This window comes from Shewanella livingstonensis, assembly GCF_003855395.1.
GTDB lineage: Bacteria > Pseudomonadota > Gammaproteobacteria > Enterobacterales > Shewanellaceae > Shewanella > Shewanella livingstonensis.
Genome location: NZ_CP034015.1, coordinates 2,553,540 through 2,573,892, shown reverse-complemented (window position 1 = coordinate 2,573,892; position 20,353 = coordinate 2,553,540). Strand labels below are relative to the sequence as shown.

General features: G+C 41.5%; 11 protein-coding genes and 1 pseudogene. 8 read left to right on the top strand and 4 right to left on the bottom strand.

The genetic code is table 11. From position 1 onward, the window contains the following. Positions 1 to 330: 330 nt before the first annotated feature. Positions 331 to 1,926: a glycoside hydrolase family 43 protein gene (locus EGC82_RS11045; protein WP_124730812.1), complete on the bottom strand. Its 1,596-nt coding sequence runs from the start codon at positions 1,924 to 1,926 to the stop codon at positions 331 to 333. Positions 1,927 to 2,104: 178 nt separating this feature from the next. Continuing rightward, positions 2,105 to 3,547, bottom strand: coding sequence for a sugar porter family MFS transporter (locus EGC82_RS11040; RefSeq protein ID WP_124732628.1), 1,443 nt, complete (start codon positions 3,545 to 3,547; stop codon positions 2,105 to 2,107). Between the two features lie 566 nt (positions 3,548 to 4,113). Between EGC82_RS11040 and EGC82_RS21555 the strand changes: the two are divergent. Further along, positions 4,114 to 4,380, top strand: a pseudogene (locus EGC82_RS21555) (phosphatase); the annotation flags it as partial. A 461-nt stretch (positions 4,381 to 4,841) separates the two neighbouring features. Beyond that, a complete protein-coding gene (locus EGC82_RS11025; protein ID WP_124730811.1) occupies positions 4,842 to 5,450 on the top strand; it encodes a flavin reductase family protein in 609 nt (202 codons plus the stop codon). Positions 5,451 to 5,576: 126 nt separating this feature from the next. Here EGC82_RS11025 and EGC82_RS11020 read toward each other — a convergent pair whose 3' ends face one another. Next, positions 5,577 to 7,334 (bottom strand): DUF885 domain-containing protein, encoded by a 1,758-nt coding sequence (locus tag EGC82_RS11020; RefSeq protein WP_124730810.1) that lies wholly within the window; start codon positions 7,332 to 7,334, stop codon positions 5,577 to 5,579. 747 nt (positions 7,335 to 8,081) lie between these two features. On the opposite strand from EGC82_RS11020, the gene EGC82_RS11015 reads away from it, so the two are divergent. From EGC82_RS11015 to EGC82_RS11005, 3 genes are read left to right on the top strand one after another with little or no spacing between them, the layout of a single operon-like run. Beyond that, positions 8,082 to 9,359 carry a TolC family protein gene (locus EGC82_RS11015; protein WP_124730809.1) on the top strand — a complete coding sequence of 426 codons (1,278 nt, stop codon included), beginning with the start codon at positions 8,082 to 8,084 and terminating at the stop codon, positions 9,357 to 9,359. A gap of 45 nt (positions 9,360 to 9,404) precedes the next feature. Then, the gene (locus tag EGC82_RS11010) at positions 9,405 to 10,352 is read left to right on the top strand and encodes an efflux RND transporter periplasmic adaptor subunit (protein ID WP_124730808.1); all 948 of its coding nucleotides are present in this window, start codon (positions 9,405 to 9,407) and stop codon (positions 10,350 to 10,352) included. Between the two features lie 11 nt (positions 10,353 to 10,363). Further along, on the top strand, positions 10,364 to 13,486 hold the full coding sequence (locus EGC82_RS11005) for an efflux RND transporter permease subunit (RefSeq protein WP_124730807.1): 3,123 nt from the start codon (positions 10,364 to 10,366) through the stop codon (positions 13,484 to 13,486). Positions 13,487 to 13,654: 168 nt separating this feature from the next. Here the strand turns inward: EGC82_RS11005 and EGC82_RS11000 are convergent, their stop codons facing one another. Continuing rightward, a complete protein-coding gene (locus EGC82_RS11000) occupies positions 13,655 to 15,451 on the bottom strand; it encodes an acyl-CoA dehydrogenase C-terminal domain-containing protein (RefSeq protein WP_124730806.1) in 1,797 nt (598 codons plus the stop codon). 578 nt (positions 15,452 to 16,029) lie between these two features. Between EGC82_RS11000 and EGC82_RS10995 the strand changes: the two genes are divergently transcribed. The 3 genes from EGC82_RS10995 to EGC82_RS10985 all read left to right on the top strand — a co-directional run bounded on the left by EGC82_RS10995 (position 16,030) and on the right by EGC82_RS10985 (position 20,285). Beyond that, entirely contained in the window at positions 16,030 to 18,477 is a 2,448-nt protein-coding gene (locus tag EGC82_RS10995) for a TonB-dependent receptor (RefSeq protein ID WP_124730805.1), read from the top strand. A gap of 136 nt (positions 18,478 to 18,613) precedes the next feature. Beyond that, positions 18,614 to 19,276, top strand: a complete 663-nt coding sequence (locus EGC82_RS10990) for a nitroreductase (RefSeq protein WP_124730804.1) — start codon at positions 18,614 to 18,616, stop codon at positions 19,274 to 19,276. A 67-nt stretch (positions 19,277 to 19,343) separates the two neighbouring features. Beyond that, on the top strand, positions 19,344 to 20,285 hold the full coding sequence (locus tag EGC82_RS10985) for an alpha/beta fold hydrolase (protein WP_164839126.1): 942 nt from the start codon (positions 19,344 to 19,346) through the stop codon (positions 20,283 to 20,285). Positions 20,286 to 20,353: the final 68 nt, after the last annotated feature.

Below are 20,353 nucleotides of genomic sequence, written 5' to 3'. Positions count from 1 at the left end.
CGCTATGTAGTAATGGTTGTTCCCTTTCAACTAGCGAGAACGCAGAGCAACAGCGGCTGGGGCATTCCTTTCAGGCGAGTTTAAAAGGGCTTACACTGCGTTACATGACCTCGAAAGAGAACAACTATTCATTCAGTCATGTGCCTTATTTAAGCCCTTTTAAACTCTCGCTGAGTCATCACTTATTAACACGGAATGGTATTTCGCTGCACAGAATATAACAACCGTATAATCAAAGAATCTCCCAAGTAATAAGGCCATCAAAAATTGATGGCCTTATTTTTAGTTCACATAATGATATGACGAATACCATTGCACGTTAATAAGTGATTAATGTCTTTCTTTATAACTAAAATAGCTAAACTCGGCAGGATTGTTAGCACCGGTTAAATCTTGGCAACACATGCCAACAAATGCACCCGTAAAGTTAGCCCCTTCGCCCTTACCTGCTTCGTCAGAGATGATGCTGTAATCCAATTCACACAGCACGAGCCATTCAGCACCATCAATTGAATAACTAAATATAAGTCGCTCAAACTCAACATCGGCTTTAAGACTTATCGTGTTACTTTGAAGCGCTACACGCTGGTCGTATATCGGAAAGCTTGCGGTTAACGTTTGGTCACCTAGACAGCTCATAACGTCAAGGTGCATTCCTTTTTCGTCATCAAAAGACACATATAAATAATGAAACTTATGGGCGTTGTAGTAACAAATTAACCCCGCTTGTTGCTGAAAACTGCTGGGGTTAAACGTGAGCTCTGTTTGCGCTACAAATGATAAATGCTGTTGCCTTCTAGCAATAAGCGCTTGCTCAAACGTACTACCAACCGATTGCTTACCGTACAAAGTCAAGACACCGGGCTTATCAGTCAAACTATACAACCCATTAGGATTAGGGATCCGCAACCATTGATAGTGGTCAGGTAATCGTGGCGATGAAAAGTCATCATAATGAGAATAATCTCGAACTGGTATAGCTGTTAAGCCTATAGGATTGACTTCACCGTATACTTGACCTGAAGCCAGTTTAAACCAGCCATCATCTGCTAACGTTAATGCTTGAATACCTGTTTCGCGTCCTAATGGGCTGCGTTTACGGCCATCTTCAAATCTAATCGGTCTGGACATTAAATGCGTTAAATACCATCTACCCTCAGGGGTTTGCACTAAGCCACCGTGACCAGTGCGCTGTAACGGTTGGTCTAAATGATCTTTGGATGTCAGTACATGCACATTAGGGTCGAGCTCGTAAGGGCCTGTGATATTTTTTGAACGGGCAAAGGTACAAGCATGCTCGTAACTGGTGCCACCTTCTGCGGTTAATAGATAATAGTATTGATTAATTTTATATAAATGCGGGCCTTCAGTAAGACCATGTTGACTGCCTTCGAAGATATTAACCGCAGTACCAATCAGCTTTTGCTGTTTATCACAATATTGCTGCAATAAAATACCCGCAAAAGGATGCTTATTAGGTCTGTGGTCCCACACCATATTCACTATCCATTTACTGCCGTCATCATCATGAAATAACGATGGATCAAACCCGCTGCTATTTAAATAAACAGGGGCACTCCATTCACCCTCAATAGTTGCGCAAGTCGTTAGGTAATTAGGGCAATCTTTAAAGTTACCGTCAAAGCGTTTTACATCGGTATAAATCAAATAAAACAAACCATCATCGTAACTTAAACATGGCGCCCAAACTCCACACGAGTCAGGACATCCGGTCATATCCAGTAATGCAGCGCGGTTTAAGGGACGACTAACTAACGTCCAATTAACTAAATCAAGAGAATGGTAAATTTGAACGCCGGGATACCACTCAAATGTCGAGACTGCGATGTAATAGTCATTACCCACTCGCACAATACTGGGATCGGGATGAAACCCCGGTAAAATTGGATTAATCTGCTGACTCATCTTCGACCTGCTATTCAAAACGTAAAGAGATAACACTTTTATAGCACACACGAATTGTTAGCGCTAACAATTGTTACAAGATAGTTAACATTAATAAAATAGACGGCCTCATCATTACTGATGAGGCCGTCTGGATTAACTATTACGTAAAAACGAGTTGCTTAAATGATCTTAAATGCTACATGCTTTCGAGTTGTTTACCTTTGGTTTCAACTACAAACCATAAAACGAAGATGATTGAGATAAAGGCAAAAAAGGCGTAGATAGAATACGTTATTGCTAATCCAATACTGGTTAGTAATAGAGGGAACGTCATCGTGATAACAAAGTTAGCTATCCATTGAGATAGTCCGGCAATGGCTAAACCCGACCCCCTAATTTGATTAGGGAACATTTCACCTAACATGACCCACATTACCGGGCCCCATGATAAGTTAAAAAAGAACACGTATAAATTAGCATTAACTAATGCTGCAAATCCCCATTCTGCAAGTTGCAATTGTCCTTGCGCATCAACAGTTCCGTTTGCAAAAGACACCGCCAACCCAATCAATGAAAAACTCATGCCTAAAGACCCAACTAACAGGAAAGGTTTACGGCCAACTTTATCGATTAAAAACAGGGTAATGACGCATGCAAGTATACTCACACCACCACTGATGATATTAATGAAAAGTGAGTCTGTTTCAGAAAACCCCACCGCTTGCCACAATACCGCGCCGTAGTAAAAGACCACGTTAATACCAACCAGTTGCTGTAAAACAGCCAGTCCGATGCCTACCCATATAATCGGTTTCAATTTTTTAGTATTGGGCTGTAATACATCAGATAATTTAGGTTGATGTGCCGTGTCTAAAGATAATCTAATGTCTTGCCAAAGTGACTGAGCCTTATGCGCTCCAATCAATCTTGTTAATACCGCGATGCCCTCTTTTTCGTTATTTTTAATAGCCAAATAGCGCGGACTTTCAGGAATGAAAAATAAGGTCACTAAGAATAATATTGCCGGTATCAGTTCAACCCAAAACATCCAACGCCATGTTTCAACATTCAACCATAATTCTGCTGATGATGAACCAGAGAATTTAACTAATACATAGTTACTTAGAAATGAGAGAAATAAACCAGAAATAATCGCAACTTGTTGAATAGACGATAACATTCCTCGTAAACGAGCCGGGGCAATTTCACTGATATAAGCAGGTGTGAGTACCGATGCGGCGCCAACCGCTAAACCACCGATTAATCGGTAAACAACAAACTCCCATGAAGATGTGGCTATTCCGGAACCCAAAGAACTAATGATAAATAACACAGCAGTGACAATTAAAATGCTTTTTCTGCCATAGATATCGGCACTTCGGCCGGCAATAAATGCCCCCAAAGCACAACCTAACAGCATACTAGCAACATTAAACCCTGTTGCCACACTGTCAGAGTTAAAGGCCATTTTAAGGCCATCAACCGTGCCATTGATTACCCCACTGTCAAACCCAAATAGAAATCCCCCAATAGTGGCTACTCCAGCGATTAAGAATATTTGAAGTAGGTTTTCTTGATTAGAATGAGCATCTTCGGCAGATAAATCATGCGTTGATGTTAAATTTTTTGTTATTGTCATCATTTTATTCCCTGAAATTGATTATTAAGGCAATAGTATTTCTGATTTTTGGCCGTCATATTGTTTGACAAACGTGTTGTCTGGCGGCTACTACATATAAATCGCCATTTTGAGTAAAAGCCAAATCTTGACAGAACAAAGCTGCTATTCTGCCTGCACTGTCAATCCCCTGATTTGATTTACTCAATTACACTTTCCTTTTATTGATTCTAAGTGGCTTCAACGCATCACAAAACAGTCAATTTAACATCGATATTTTTGTGCACATTGCACATTTAGGGTAATTGTTGATCACAACACCTTCAAAGCGATGACATAAAATACACTTGGTCGTTTTAAAATCCAATGATAATGTTAGCGCTAACAAAACGCAACGAAATTTAACATTGAATTAAATTGTTTAACTTGGCATCGACTTAGCCACGTGTTGTATAAAGGTAATTTTTTTAGATGGCAATGACACACTGCTATCACAAACAAGTTCGGTACTGACTAATCTCGACCACAACCACAGTGGCCTGAACAAGACACAAGCGCACACTAAAGCATTAATCAACTGCGGTAATATCGCGTTGGAAATAAATAACTCATCATTTATGACCTAACGAAAAGGTAGCCTATGTAAATGTACTGACATCAACAATACAGTTAAAGACGCCGGTGGTTCACTCGTTATGGGCTCAGATTCGCATGTTGCTTTTAGCTTAGGTGAATTTTAAAAGTCTATTGAGGTAATTGATGCGGTGCTATTTTCAATCGAACGGTTATTAAATCGAAGTCCTGAAGCGTTACGGTCATTTCTTGCTGCTAGAGGTCATAACACGTTAAATTAATACACTGTGTTAATCGACACAAAATAAAATACATAATAGATCCATTTGTTACCCTTTGTCGTAAATAAGAGTGTATTGAATATGCCTGTTTGTTTGAATGTATTTCAATTGCTGGCAATTAACGTGTCTAGGGCCTGTTGATCTTTGCTGGTTGAATTTTGTTCGAGTTAAAAACGTTTTAATCGAGGCGAATGGATTGATGCCTAGTCATCTAAGCAAAATGCATTCAACAAAGAGTAAAACGTTTTTAGCCGAACCCTTCGGGCAGCGTTTGTTGGCCATTTTTACTGTGTTATCGACTTTTTATGTAGAATAACTACACCTCAAAGTCTCTGCCTTGTACAAATGGCCAACAATTCGCTGCAAAAATAACCTTGAAAGATCAACAGGCCCTAGCATAAAACCATTTATTAAATGACAGTAACCACGGTTTTATAACGCAATCGCGCAAAGGATTTTTAATGCAATTTACTAAAGAGCGTATCGACGCACTTGAAAAACATACTCGAACGCATTTTATCAATTCTCTTTCAGGTTTTAAAAGTGCTAACTTAATAGGTACACAAGACTCACAAGGCAATACTAACTTGTCTATTGTTAGCTCGGTTATACATTTAGGTGCTAATCCGCCGCTGGTCGGTATGATAATCCGCCCTCATAGTGTGCCTCGCCATACTTTTGAAAATATTTTACAAACTGGCTGCTACACCATTAATCAGGTCAATCAAGCAATTTATGAACAGGCTCATCAAACCTCTGCCCGTTACGATAAAGATCAGTCTGAATTTGAGGCAACAGGACTAACACCAGAGTACTTAAATAATTTTACTGCACCTTTTGTAAAGGAAAGTCGTCTTAAATATTCAGTCAAACTGGTTGAACATCAACATTTAGCCATTAATGGTACTGAGTTCGTTATAGGTGAAATAATGGATGTGTATGTAGATGATAACGCCGTTGAAGCAGATGGATTTATTGATTTACACGCCATCGATACCGTTGCAATCACTGGGCTTGATAGTTATCACGCAACGACTAAGCTGGCTCGTTTACCTTACGCTAAAAAATAGTGCCTAGGTTTGACAAAGAAAAATCCGATTCAAATCACATTTGAATCGGATTGTTAATCTCTTTTTATGACAATAAAAAAACAGTTATGAGATCTGTTTTACTTGTTACTTGGCACTTGCCACTTTTTATTTCGTAGTTACCGCTGGTAATGGCGTTAAAAAGTGTTGTTTCACTGCTTCTGCCATAAGCTTTGGTGGAATTAACCCTTGCTCTAATACAAAGTTATTAAACGCTAAACGGTCGAACTTATCACCTAGGGCTAATTCTACATCGGCTCTGATTTCAAGTAATCGCGATAAACCATAGAAGTAACTGCCCGCCTGTCCCGGCATACGCATGGTATAACGATCGACTTCTTGTTTTACTGCCGCTTTTGAAAAAACCACATCATTACTGAGCAGATTATAAGCTTGCTCTTTAGTGGTTAAGCCTAAGTTGAGCATCGGGTCTAACATGGCTCGGGCATTACGTAATAGGCGATGTTGCAATGCTATCAATTGGCCTTCAATCGGTAGGTATGGCAGCATTTCTGCTTCTGCATAGAGTGCCCAACCTTCAACGTTAACGCTATTAAACGCATAATACACTCGGGCTAATGACACACCCTGCTCTAGCATTACCGCAAATTGTAGCTCATGGCCTGGCCTGCCTTCGTGCGCACTTAATGTATAAGCTACTGCGTCAAAGTTAAAGTCGTCATAGGCTGAATCGCCGCTTAACGCGGGGTTGCCCGTGGTCAGTACAAATTGACCTTGTTCGCCAGTGTTACCAATAAACGGGGGTGGCAACATATGAGGCGCCGGACTGCCCGCAGCTTCTGCATCGCTTGCAAGACGCATTATCATATTGCGTTTAGGTAAGTCGACAACGGCCTTTTCGGTAATAATAGCTTCCAATTTTGTGTTAATTTCGCGGTAGTGATTCTCAATTTTATCATTAGACAACGATTGCTTTTTAAGCGCTCTTATCACATCACGATAGTCACTGGATGGCATGTCAAACTTTGCGGCCACTAACGGCGCTAATGCTTGCATGTTGGCTTTGGTGATCATGTAGCTTGCTTTCGCTCGCTCTATTAATAACTCGGGTGCGATATCTATGCCGACTGTTTTAAGATTTAAAGCATAAATTTCAGCGGGTAATCTAAAGTCATCACGAGTATTAGGGATAACCGTTTTTTCAGCCCATTGACGATAATCTTCAATTTGTTGTGTTAACAACAACATATTGTCATTGGCTTTAGTGAATTTATTACTGTCAAATAACTGCTGTAAACCCTGGAGCAAGGTGTCTGTTCTGGCTAATGCTTGCTCAACTTCTTCTTTAGTTGGGCCGAGCAATGATTTATTGCTTAACGCCGTTTCAAACAACGTTTTAGCTTGTTCTGTTAATGCTACCTGGCCTTCGTTACCGACATAACAGGCCAAACGTGTCATTGCAGCTTGTTTGCGCGAATCAGGCATTTGCTCGTCGAGTAATGCCGACACCCCACTAAAAATGATTAACGGGACATCAACCCAAGGCAGCATATATTTATCGTCTAACTTACCAGAGGCAATGCTCTGATCAATATTATCGATAATTATATTAAGATCTTGGCGCACTGGCAAAAGAGTTTCTGTTTCAAGCGCTTTTAATAAGGTTTTTTTACTGTTATTAAGCGTTTGAATATACTTATCTTGTTGTGCTTTTGTAATACTGCTACACAGGTTATCAGCTTCTATTATGCCAATAGAGCTAGCCATTTCTGGTTGAAACTGACTTGTTATCTGAATTTGTTTATTGGTGTATTGATTACTAATATCAACCCATGAACTGGCCGAAGCCGTGATTGGCATCAACATCAACAGAGGGAGTATTACGGAGATTTTTTTACCCGGCATCGACTAAGTCCTTTTGATTTGGCACATTATCTGGTTTATTCATTTAGCCTAATACTATAACTGAAATTTATCGTGAATAGAGAAACAGCCAGTTAACTAATCTGTAACGAATAATTATCAACACATCTGCTTGATAATAAGATCTTTATTGAAAAATTCGATTGTAAATCTGATTACAGAATTGAGCTTATTGATGCTACAATTTGCCGAACGCATTAGCGTAAAACAAACACATCATTAATACACGTTAAATAACATAAATAGAGTCAGGTTGAATACACTCATAACGATATATAAAGCAATCAACAAGTCTCAATTGCTCTGTGCAATTTTGGGCCTGTTTTTCTTTATTCAAATCGTTTCAGTGCCCTTTTCTGTTTGTGACGATCGTGATAGTGATCATTATCATGAGTCTTACACAACAGCGAGCGAACCTTATCAACTCACTGACTCTGATACAAAAATTGAGGGATGTTACAGCCTCAACCTTATCGAATCTGAACACGACACGTGTATCGAGCTGTGTGAACATTGCAGTTGTTGCCAATATTTTCCGCCTTGGCTTGATGTTCAGTCCCACGCTGCTCAGCTCAGTTTGATTGTGGGTCATGGCATTAATCTCAGCGATTCTAAAATCATTATTGTTGCCAATAATATCTACCGCCCGCCAATTGCTTAACCTTTAACTCACTATCGACCGTAAAAAACGGCCACACCTATTTAGTTGATTAAAGGGTTTAACTACTCATGTTTATTCATTACTCCTTGCTACGTAAAATATTTTTACGCAGTTGCGCAGTGTCGTTATCATTTTTGCTGATAACTAACGCAAACGCACAAACAGACACGCAATTTTTGTCCTTAGACACCGCCGCGAAAATGACCTTACAGCGTCATCCACAGTTACACGTGTTTAAATGGCGCGAACAGGCATTAGACGGCCAACGTTTAAGCGCCGATCAAGCCGCTGCTTATGAACTAGCCATTGAGGCAGAAAACATCCTGGGCACCGGTGATTATTCAGGGTTAAGTGCCATAGAAATGACATTAGCACTGTCGTCTTTAATTGAGCTTGGTGATAAACGAGCGGCGCGCACCAATATTGTTGATACCAGTTACGCCTATGTAGAAGCACAAAGAAAAGCGGTGTCATTGGATTTATTAGGTGAAATGACTCAGGTTTTCATTACCACGTTGGCGCTACAACAAAAACATCAACTGGCACAAGATGCAGCCGATTTAGCCAACACCACTTATCAGCAAATCCAAAACCGGGTGAATAAAGGCGCTACGGCAAAGGTTGATGCATTACGGGCCAAGGCGAGTATGTTGAATGCCCAACTTGTTACTGCCGAGTTATCTGCACGACTTGATAGCCAAAAAATGTTGTTAGCAAGCTATATGGGCCAGCAACAGCCAACTTTTGAACACGTCAGTGGAAATTTGTTTGCATTTAACTCCGTTGAATCTTTTGACTCATTGTATCAACGAGTTGAAGCATCACCGGCCATTGAGATGTATGCCAGCCAAGAGCGTATTCGTGAAGCTGAATGGCAATTCGCCAAAAGCCAGTCCACTGCCGATATTCGTTGGCAAGTTGGGATAAAGCATACGCAACCTAACGGTGACAATGCCTTAATGGTGGGGTTTTCAATGCCATTATTTGCAGGTCAGCGAAACCGTGGCAACCTGCAATCGGCAAACGCGGCGATAAATGAAGTGAGTGTCGAAAAAGCCGCATTGCTTGTCGCGTTGCGCACGCGATTATTTCAGTCTTATCGCAGTCGTGAGCAGCAAGTCAACGCCGTAAAAAGCCTTCAACAAAACATTATTCCGTTGCTCACTGAATCATTAACCTACACCCAGCAAAGCTATCAAAAAGGCCGTTATCGCTATGCAGACTTAGTCTTGGCACAACAAGAACTACTTGATGCGCGTTTATCACTAATTGATGCGGCAACCTCAGTGCTCTTAAACCAGGCCATGATTGAGCAATTAACTGCGCAATCATTAGCAACCCATTAATCCGTTTGATGCTTACGTTTTTAAGATAATGGAACAAATTAGATTATGAAAAATATCACATTACTACTTTGCCTGATATTGGCATTTCCTTACGCAGCTTGGGGTTCAGACGAACATGGGCATGATGAACATGATGTTCATGAAAAACAGCAAAACAAAGATGAGCATGGTCATGACGAAGAAGGTGTTAGACATGCCGAAATTGATGCGGATATTGCCCAACGTATTGGTATTAACACCGCAGAGGTGACATCTGGGACGATTGAAAAAACCATTCGCGCGTTTGCTAAGGTCAGCGTTGCACCAAATAACACTGCCAACATCAGTGCACGATTCCCTGGCGTCGTCACAGAGCTGTATGTCACCCTTGGCGATACTGTTGCTAAAGGCGCAAATGTTGCCAAAGTGGAGTCGAATGACAGCCTACAACCTTATACTATCAAAGCGCCAATCGTTGGAGTGATACAAGCGCAATACGTCAATATCGGTCAAACTACGGACGATAAATCGTTAATGTTAATCGTTAATCACGATGTGCTTTGGGCTGAGATAAACATCTTCCCAATGGATCGCAGCAAAGTACACGTCGGTCAATCGGCTACTTTGCATGGCAATCATCAAACCTTTAAAGGCAAAATCAGTCATTTATTACCCTCAACGGATGCACACGCAGTCACTCACGCAAGAGTAAAAATTGACAATCAACAGGGTCAGTTTGTGCCGGGTGACATGCTGTCGGTCAATATCGCCGTAGATGAAATACCTGTGCCACTGTTGGTGGTAAACGAGGCAATTCAGCAAATCGACAATCAACAAGTGGTGTTTATTAAGCAAGGTGAACGCTACGAGTTAAGACCTATCACATTGGGACACAGTGACGACAGATACACTCAAGTGATCTCTGGATTGGCATTAGGTGAGCAATATGTCGCTGAAAACAGCTACCTTATTAAAGCCGATATCGAAAAGTCAGCAGCTGCCCATCATCATTAAGGAGAAACACCATGTTTGAAAAAATTGTTCGTTTCTCTGTAGAACGACGCCTGCTAATGCTCGCAATGATCTTAGTGTTAATCGGTGTGGGTTTTTGGAGTTATCAGCGTTTACCCATTGATGCTGTGCCCGACATCACCAATGTTCAAGTACAAATCAATACTGAAGCGCCGGGCTTTTCGCCATTAGAAATTGAGCAGCGGATCACCTTCCCGGTTGAGTCTGCGCTCTATGGCGTACCGCACTTAAGTTATAGCCGTTCAATTTCTCGTTACGGATTATCTCAAGTCACCGTGGTGTTTGAAGATGGTACTGACATTTATTTCGCGCGTAATTTGATTAATGAACGCTTGAGCTCTGTTAAAGGTCAGCTGCCTGTGGGGATAGAACCCATTATGGGGCCTATCGCGACAGGGTTAAGCGAAATTTTTATGTACACGATTGATGCTTTACCGGGAGCCACTCAACAAGATGGTTCTGCTTGGGATGCCATTGCCCTTCGTGAAGTACAAGAATGGATTATTAAACCACAATTAGCTCAAGTTCAGGGCATTGTGGAAGTGAATACCTTTGGCGGTTTCAATAAGCAATATCATGTATTACCCGATCCAAGACTGTTATTGCAACATGACGTGTCTATGGAAGGTGTGGCTGAAGCATTACGCGCTAACAATAGTAATCGCGGAGCTGGATACATCGAAAAAAATGGACAACAACTGTTAGTTCGCTCGCCTGGGCAACTGAGTTCAATTGAAGAAATAGAACAAATTGTCGTGGGCTTGCAAGGAACAGAGCCGGTATTAATTAGTGATGTTGCCGAAGTGGCGATAGGTAAAGAGCTGCGTACCGGTGCTGCTACTCGAAATGGTCAAGAAACCGTGCTCGGCATGGCGATGATGCTCATTGGTGAAAACTCGCGGACAGTGTCACAAGCTGCTGCGGCAAAACTAGAGGCGATTAAGCCATCACTACCCGAGGGTGTAACGGTCGATGTGGTTTACAACCGAACCACACTCGTCGACAAAACCATTGATACGGTAAAAACCAACCTGTTAGAAGGTGCACTGTTAGTCATTATTGTGCTGTTTCTATTAGTCGGTAATATTCGCGCCGCGTTGATTACCGCGGCTGTTATCCCGTTATCGATGCTTGCTACCATAGCTGGCATGGTGCAAACCGGTGTTTCGGCTAATTTAATGAGCCTAGGCGCACTGGACTTTGGCCTCATTGTCGATGGCGCGGTGATTATTGTCGACAACTGTGTGCGACGTTTATCGCTGGCTCAACAACAAAATGGTGCACTTTTAGTCTTAAAAGAACGATTAAGATTAGTGGTCGATGCCACGATTGAAGTCATTCGCCCAAGTTTGTTTGGTGTGGCTATTATCACTGTGGTGTACATCCCTATTTTCAGCCTGTCGGGTGTTGAGGGTAAAATGTTCCACCCAATGGCCATCACAGTCATTATGGCGTTATTAGCCGCGATGGTGATTTCAATTACTATCGTACCTGCCGCGGTTGCGTTGTTTTTACACGGAAAAATCAGTGAAAAAGAAAGTCCGCTGATTAACGGCGCCAAAGCGATTTATCGGCCATTATTGGAGTGGGTGCTCAATTGGCGCTGGCTTGTTGTGTCATGCACCACGGTATTATTTGCCCTTTCATTTTGGTTACTCACTCAAATGGGATCGGAGTTTGTACCAGAGCTTGATGAAGGTGACATTACCTTGCATGCTATGCGCATTCCTGGCACAGGGCTTGAACAAGCGATAATCATGCAAGCGCAAATTGAACAACGCTTACAGCAATTTCCGGAAGTCGCTAAAACCTTTGCCAAGATTGGCACGCCAGATGTTGCCACCGATCCTATGCCGCCCAACATAGCCGACAGTTTTGTTATTTTAGCGCCGCGTGAGCAATGGCCCGATCCCACCAAGCCTAAAAACGACTTAATTGAAGAGTTAGAAGCGGCATTACGTGAATTACCAGGTAATAACTACGAGTTTGCCCAACCAATTCAAATGCGATTTAACGAATTAATTTCAGGCGTTAGAGCTGATTTAGGTATCAAAGTCTTTGGTGATGACCTTGACCAGTTATTGCAAACTGCCAATGACATTAATCAAGTGGTGTCGAGTATTGAAGGCGCTACCGATATTAGTATTGAGCAGGTAACGGGTTTACCGATGTTATCGATTGTGCCAAAGCGGCTGGCATTATCGCGCTACGGCCTTAACATCACGGCTTTGCAAGATTTAGTCGCGACCAGTATTGGCGGTGAAACGGTAGGACAAATCTACCAGGGCGATCGACATTTTGAGCTGGTTGTTCGTTTACCTGAAGCCATTCGTGTTGATATCGACAACCTGCAATATCTGCCAGTGCCATTACCCAATGGCGGTTATGTGCCGTTAAATGAAGTGGCAACAATAGAAACCAAGCCTTCGCCAGCTCAAATTAGTCGAGAAAATGGTAAACGCAGTATTGTGGTGACCGTGAATGTGCGAGATCGCGACCTTGGCAGTTTTGTCGCTGAAGTTAAACAACGTATAAGCTCTGATGTTAATGTACCGAGTGGATATTGGCTTGATTTTGGTGGCACCTTTGAACAGCTAGAATCTGCCAGTAACACATTGACCGTCGTGATCCCGGTGACCTTATTGATTATTTTTGGCTTACTGATGATGGCGCTAAATTCGTTTAAAGATTCGCTCATCATCTTTACCGGCGTGCCACTGGCGCTTACTGGCGGTGTGTTGTCACTTTGGTTACGAGATATGCCACTGTCTTTATCCGCAGGGGTTGGTTTTATTGCGCTTTCTGGTGTTGCGGTGTTGAACGGCTTAGTGCTGGTGACGTTTATTCGTCAACTCTGGAGTGAAACCGGTGATTTACGCAGTGCTATTATCGATGGGGCTAATATTAGATTACGCCCTGTATTAATGACTGCATTAGTCGCCAGTTTAGGTTTTGTGCCTATGGCGCTTAATATCGGCACAGGAGCAGAGGTTCAACGACCTTTAGCAACCGTGGTAATTGGTGGAATAATTTCGTCCACGTTATTAACTTTATTGGTGTTGCCGGTGTTGTATATGTGGATCCATCGACGAGATCCTAAGCCGAGTCACGATTAAACAATTAACTAACGACTCTCTATTAAATACTTACGGTTAATGAGAGGTAGATTTAGACTAATAAGCTGAAATATATAGTAAAAAAAAATAAAAACCGCAACGATAACGTTGCGGTTTTTTGTTATGTAAATTTAACGGCCTATCGAAGCATCATTAACTTTATTCAGCTTAAAAAGCAAAGTCTTCACTGTCTAGTGCCATCATCGAATCAACACCATTAGCAATACACGCTGCATGACCTTTTGCTCTAGGTAACATGCGTTGAATATAAAATTGTGCGGTTTTGATTTTCGCTTCATAGAATGCTGTCTCTGTGGTGCCCGCCGCCAGTTTATCTTGCGCAACTTTAACCATTTTAGCCCAGAAGAATGCAAGCGTGACATAACCTGCAAACATCAAGTAATCAACAGAAGCACCGCCGATTTCATCAGGGTTCTTCATCGCTTTACCACCAATTAATACGGTCAGCTCATGCCACTCTTTTGCATACGCCATGATGGGTTTAATAAACTCAGCCATGGCTGGGTTATCCATGTTTTGTTGGCAGAATACAGTCACATCTTTAGAGAAAGGCTTTAACACTTCGCCTTGAGTACCAATAATTTTACGGGCTAACAAATCAAGTGCTTGAATACCAGTAGTGCCTTCGTATAAACAACTGATTTTTGTATCACGCATCAGCTGTTCCATGCCCCATTCTTTAATAAAGCCATGACCACCGAGGATCTGCACTCCATGACTGGTACATTCAAAACCAAGCTCAGATAAAAAGGCTTTAGCAATCGGTGTTAGTAAGGCTAACTTAGTTTCAGCATCAGCTTTAATGGCTTCGTCTTTTTCTGCATGGCCAATATCCACTAGCTGGGCAAGATACGAAATTAACGCACGGCCGCCTTCTGCAATCGACTTTTGGGTTAATAGCATTCTACGCACATCTGGATGAACAATGATTGGATCGGCTGGGCCATTAGGGTTTTTAACACCGCTAATTGAGCGCATTTGTAGGCGATCTTTAGCATACGCTAACGCGCCCTGGAATGACGCTTCAGCGGCTGCCACACCTTCACTTGCTACGCCAATACGGGCAGCATTCATAAAGGTGAACATACATTTTAGGCCGCGATTAGGTTCGCCAATAAGGTGACCTGTTGCGCCATCAAAGTTGATCACACACGTTGCGTTACCATTAATACCCATTTTATGTTCAATAGAGCCACAGCTTACGCCGTTTCTGTCTGAAATTGTGCCATCGTCATTAACGTTAAATTTCGGTACGATAAACAGCGAAATACCTTTATTACCTTCTGGCGCACCAGGAATACGCGCAATAACGATGTGGACAATGTTATCTGACAAATCGTGCTCACCAGCTGAGATAAAGATTTTAGTGCCACTTAATGAATAAGTGCCGTCAGCTAGTAATTCAGCCTTGGTGCGCAACATGCCCAAATCTGTACCACAATGTGGCTCTGTTAAACACATTGTGCCAGTCCACTTTCCTTCGACAAGCTTAGGCATAAATTGTTGTTTTTGGGCATCTGTACCGTGGGCTTCAATTGTGGCTAATGCGCCATGACTTAAGCCTGGGTACATAGCAAAGCTGTGATTAGCACTAGAGAACATCTCAGCAATACTGATATTTAATGAATGAGGTAAACCTTGGCCACCAAAATCTTCAGACTGAGATAACGTTGGCCAGCCGCCTTCTACATATTGTGCGTACGCCTCTTTAAATCCATCTGGTGTGGTTACAACGCCGTCTTTCCATGTGCAACCTTGTTGATCGCCAATTTGATTTAATGGGGCAACAACCTGTTCAGTTAACTTTGCCGCTTCAGCAATAATGGCATCAACCATGTCGATAGTGGCATCTTGGTAACCCAAACGCTGATAGTGCCCTTCACAATCTAACAGCTCTTGCATAACAAATTTTACGTCACGAATGGGGGCTTTATATTCAGGCATTGTTACTCTCCATGTCATTATCAATCGATATCTAGTTAGTGATTATTTGGATGAAACCTTTCATACCAATAATGTTTGTACTACTGATGCTAAGTTAACTGTAAGTATTATCCAAATGCATATTAATAATATGTATACATTCGTTTGAATAATAGTTAGTAATACTTATTAAGCTAATGCCAATATGCCATTGAATATCCTAAACAGCAGATTTACCGCTAAACCATCCTACTAATGATTATTTTTGGCCAAACTGAGTCAACATCACTGCATTATTCTTTATATGAATAGTTGCTTATTAAAACAATTGATTGGTTTAATCTTAAAACACCCCCTAGCATGATTTGGCGGTTAATTGTTCACTATAAGTGGTAATTACTTATTTTTAGGATTAATTTTCAAATTATAAAAATTGATCTTAATGATTTCCCCTTGCTGTTATTGAATAACGCTGATTTTACAAAGTTGTCAATTGATAACTTACAAATAAGAAGACTTGAATGTCATGAATATCTTATTTAAATCAATGTATTGGAAAGTTTATTTGATAGCGAAAAAGTTATTATCTGGGGAAATAAATGAATAACAATAACTCAAAAATGTTTACACATTCTTTACTTGCATTTGCCGTTATGGGAGTGCTCGGTTCAACGGCATACGCTGAAGAGCAACCTACAAAACAAAAAAATGCTGACGATATAGAAAGAATCGTCGTAACTGCGTCTAAACGTGAAAAAGGCTTACAAGAGTCTCCTGTTGCTATTACTGTCGTCAGCAGTAAAGCAATAGAACAAGCCAAAGTAATGGATATTACTGATTTACAAACGCTAGTACCCACTTTACGTGTGACACCGCTACAGCGCTCTACTAACACCAATTTTTCGATTCGTGGCTTTGGTAATGGTACTAATAATACGGGTATTGAACCTTCTGTTGGAGTGTTTATCGACGGTGTGTATCGTTCACGCGCAGCATCACAAATAGGTGATTTACCAAGGCTGCAACAAATTGAAGTCTTAAGTGGTCCACAAAGTACCTTATTCGGTAAAAACGCTTCAGCTGGGGTCATTAGCGTTACCACTCGAGAACCTGCTTATTATCAACAAGGCAAGATTGAAGTTGGCGTAGGCAATTTCAACCAAAAAGAAATTAAGGGTTATTACACCAATGGCATAACCGATAATTTAGCATTCAGTGTTTCTGGTGGTGTAAACACCCGTGATGGTTTTACTGAAAGTGTGGTGGGGTTAGACGATATTAACGACCGTGACCGTTGGAATATTCGAGGTCAGGCACTGTACGAACCCACTGAAGACGTAAAACTTCGCTTAATTGCAGACTATAGCAAAATTGAAGAAGCCTGTTGTTCTGTCGAAAACTCAATTAATGGCCCTACTACCGCTGCAGTTCGTGCGCTAGGTGGCATGGACCTTGATGAAACCGGATCATTTGCTTATCAATCTACCCTTAACTCAGATCCAGACAATAACGTAAAAGACAGTGGTGTATCACTGCAACTTGATGTCGATTTTGATGGTTATTCATTTACATCCATCAGTGCACTGCGTACCAATGATTCTGATTTTATGAATGATGTTGATTACACCTCTCTCGATATTTTAAATGAAGGTGGTTACACAGATATTGAAACCATGACCCAAGAATTCCGCTTAACGTCTACTGGCGATCGCGTTGTAGAGTGGATGTTTGGTGCATTCATTTTCCATGAAGAAGTGACCACAGGTGACACTTTATTTTATGGTAACGACATTAGAAATTACTTTGATGTATTGATGGCTGCAGGTGGCGCCCCCGGTTTATTAGGTGGCGTAGAAGGTGCCTATGGTCTTGACCCCGGTACATTCTTTTCAAATGATACCGCGGTAAGTTCAGAGTTTGACCAACAAAACGATGCATACTCGTTATTTGCGAGCTTTGATTATCATATCTCGGATGAGTTTACTGCTATTTTCGGCGTCAGCTATACCAACGATCAAAAAGAAATCACTATTTCTCAAAATCATAACGATGTGCTTTCGGCACTTGATTTAGACACGGTACCAACATTATACGGTGTGCCTATTGGCAGTATTCCACAACTGGCCCCCGCGGTGCCTGTTATAGAAAGCTTACAATTTTTACCGCCAATGCTGGGGTTGCCTAATGCTGTAGAAAACAATAAGTCTGATGACAGTAAAACCACTTGGTCACTGCGCTTATCGTACGAAATCACTGACAATGTCAATATTTTCGCCACAGCAGCTACAGGTTTTAAAGCCACGTCTTGGAATTTATCTCGTTATTCAAGTCCTTTCGCATCAGATCAATCAGCATTAGAAACAGCAGGCATATCGCTTCCCAATCAGGTTTATGGTGGCCGATATGCCTCACCCGAAGAAGCGATGGTGTATGAGTTGGGTATTAAAACTCAATTCGAACATGGATCATTTAGCGCAACGATATTTGATCAAACCATTGAAGGGTTTCAATCATCTATTTTCATTGGCACAGGTTATGTACTGGCCAATGCGGGTAAACAAAGTACCCAAGGGCTTGAGTTCGACTCTAACTATAACCTCACTGAAGATTGGTCATTGACCTTAGCGGGTACCTTCCTTGACCCTGTTTACGACTCATTTGTTGGCGCATCGGGTTTAGACGGTCCTGTTGATTTATCTGGTGAAAAACCTGCTGGTATTCATGAGGTCAGTATCACCGCCGGTATTGTGTACAACTTTGAAGTGTTTAACGGCGCGGATGGCTATGTTCGCACCGATTATATATTCGAAAGCGATGTCAAATTAGCAGAAAACACGCCTGAATCATTAACCCGTGAAGTGAATAGCTTCAATGCCAGCACAGGATTAGCATTTGATAATGGTGTGAGTCTGCAACTTTGGGTGCGTAACTTAACCAATGATGAATACCTATTGTCGGCTTTTCCACCGCCAATTCAGGCCGGCAGTTTTAACGGTTATCCCAACCAACCACGTACCTTTGGTGCTAATATTTCGTACCAGTTTTAATTAAGTATCAGGTCTGTAACAACAGCAATAATTCATTGTTGTTACTGACTTTGTTTTTACACAAATTACTGTTAATTGATTTATCACTAAGTAAAAAAATTATCCACTACTATAAATAACAATAAGAGTCGTAAATATGTCTATAGAAACAATATTAAAAAATCGATATTCGGTGCGTGCATTTCAGGATAAGCCTATCCCTGAAGCCTTGTTACAACACATTTTCGCCATTGCACAACTTTCTCCTTCCAATTGTAATGTGCAGCCATGGCAAACTTGCGTGGTATCTGGGGCAACTAAAGACACATTAAAGCAAAAATTTATGCAAACTCTCATGAGCGGTGCGGCGCCAAATCCAGATTTCAATTGGTTGCCTCAATACCAGGGGATTCATCGTGATCGCCAATTTGGTTCTGCTAATGCCTTATACAGTGCCATTGGCGTAGCGCGAGAAGATAAAAAAGCCCGCCAAATGGCCATGGTACGCAACTGGCAGTTTTTTGATGCGCCGCATGCGGTGTTTTTTACTATGGATAAATATTTAGACATTATGGGCGCGGTTGATTTAGGCATATATGCCCAAACACTGTCACTGATCATGGCGCAGCATGGTATCTCTAATTGTATGCAAGGTGCTTTAGGCCAATTCCCTGATCCCATTCGAGAATTACTTAAGCTACCTGACGATCGCGGCATTTTATTTGGTATGTCTTTTGGTTATGCCGATGACAACGAAGCGGTCAATAACACCAGAACCGATCGTGAAGTTGTCGAAAACGCAGTAGCATTTTTTGACTAGGGTTTTGTTAGCCCAGCTAAGTCGCTACGTGCTGAATCAACATGATTAAACAACAGTGAGATTGGATATGAAACTGACGCATCAAAATATCGTAGTGGATAACGTCAATATTCATTATGTTGAATCAGCTAAAAAAACAACACAAAAACCCATGCAGACGCTGATTTTTCTGCATGGTTTTCCTGAGTATTGGGGCTCTTGGAAACAACAGTTAAACTATTTTTCAGATAGTTATCGTGTTATTGCACCTGATCTACCTGGATATAACCAAAGTGATAAACCCAGTGAAGCTGGTTTTTATGCCGTGCCCAATTTAATCGCGTTTATGGCTAAATTTATTGCTGCTATCAGTCCTACGCAGCCTGTTATTCTAGTTGCTCATGATTGGGGCGGCGCCATTGCTTGGCCATTAGCCGCTTTTCATCCTCAGTTAATCAGCAAGCTGATTATTCTTAATGCTGCGCACCCAAGTACGTTTACTCGAGAGATGATTAACAATCCTATTCAACGCCAGAAAAGTGCTTATATTCATCAATTAATCAGCCCTTGCGGCGAGTCTCTGGTTGAAAAAGATGACTTTAATTACTTGACTGAGCACATCATGGTGAGCACTAAAGAAGGCGTGTTTACAGATGAAGTACGCGCACAGTATCGTCAAGTGTGGCGCCAAGACGGTGCCATAAACGGCATGTTGCAATATTACCGCGCTATGCCGCAATTAGCGGCACATGAGCCAGATGATGAAAGCGAAAATCTGTCTAATAAACAGCCTGTCCACAGCGCACAAATAAAAAATACCGCCGAAATAAAAATCCCTAATATCCGTATTAATATTCCCACCTTAGTGTTGTGGGGCGAACAAGATCTCGCATTTGTTAACGACAACCTTAATGACCTTAATCGCTATGTCGCCAATTGCACGCTTATCCGTTTTCCCAATACCAGCCATTGGCTGCACCATGAAAGACCCGATGAAGTGAATCGTGCGATAGCTGAATTCATCAATTAGCCTAAAAACGAGTACCGCTAACACAACAACCAGACATTCACTAAAGCCCTCTTAGAACAATAATTAAC

Coding starts and splice junctions, on each gene's coding strand:
- EGC82_RS11005 (WP_124730807.1), top strand. CDS start 10,364: ATGTTTGAAAAAATTGTTCGTTTCTCTGTAGAACGACGCCTGCTAATG.
- EGC82_RS11020 (WP_124730810.1), bottom strand. CDS start 7,334: ATGCCGGGTAAAAAAATCTCCGTAATACTCCCTCTGTTGATGTTGATG.
- EGC82_RS11025 (WP_124730811.1), top strand. CDS start 4,842: ATGCAATTTACTAAAGAGCGTATCGACGCACTTGAAAAACATACTCGA.
- EGC82_RS10985 (WP_164839126.1), top strand. CDS start 19,344: ATGAAACTGACGCATCAAAATATCGTAGTGGATAACGTCAATATTCAT.
- EGC82_RS11040 (WP_124732628.1), bottom strand. CDS start 3,547: ATGACAATAACAAAAAATTTAACATCAACGCATGATTTATCTGCCGAA.
- EGC82_RS11045 (WP_124730812.1), bottom strand. CDS start 1,926: ATGAGTCAGCAGATTAATCCAATTTTACCGGGGTTTCATCCCGATCCC.
- EGC82_RS11000 (WP_124730806.1), bottom strand. CDS start 15,451: ATGCCTGAATATAAAGCCCCCATTCGTGACGTAAAATTTGTTATGCAA.
- EGC82_RS11015 (WP_124730809.1), top strand. CDS start 8,082: ATGTTTATTCATTACTCCTTGCTACGTAAAATATTTTTACGCAGTTGC.
- EGC82_RS11010 (WP_124730808.1), top strand. CDS start 9,405: ATGAAAAATATCACATTACTACTTTGCCTGATATTGGCATTTCCTTAC.
- EGC82_RS10995 (WP_124730805.1), top strand. CDS start 16,030: ATGAATAACAATAACTCAAAAATGTTTACACATTCTTTACTTGCATTT.
- EGC82_RS10990 (WP_124730804.1), top strand. CDS start 18,614: ATGTCTATAGAAACAATATTAAAAAATCGATATTCGGTGCGTGCATTT.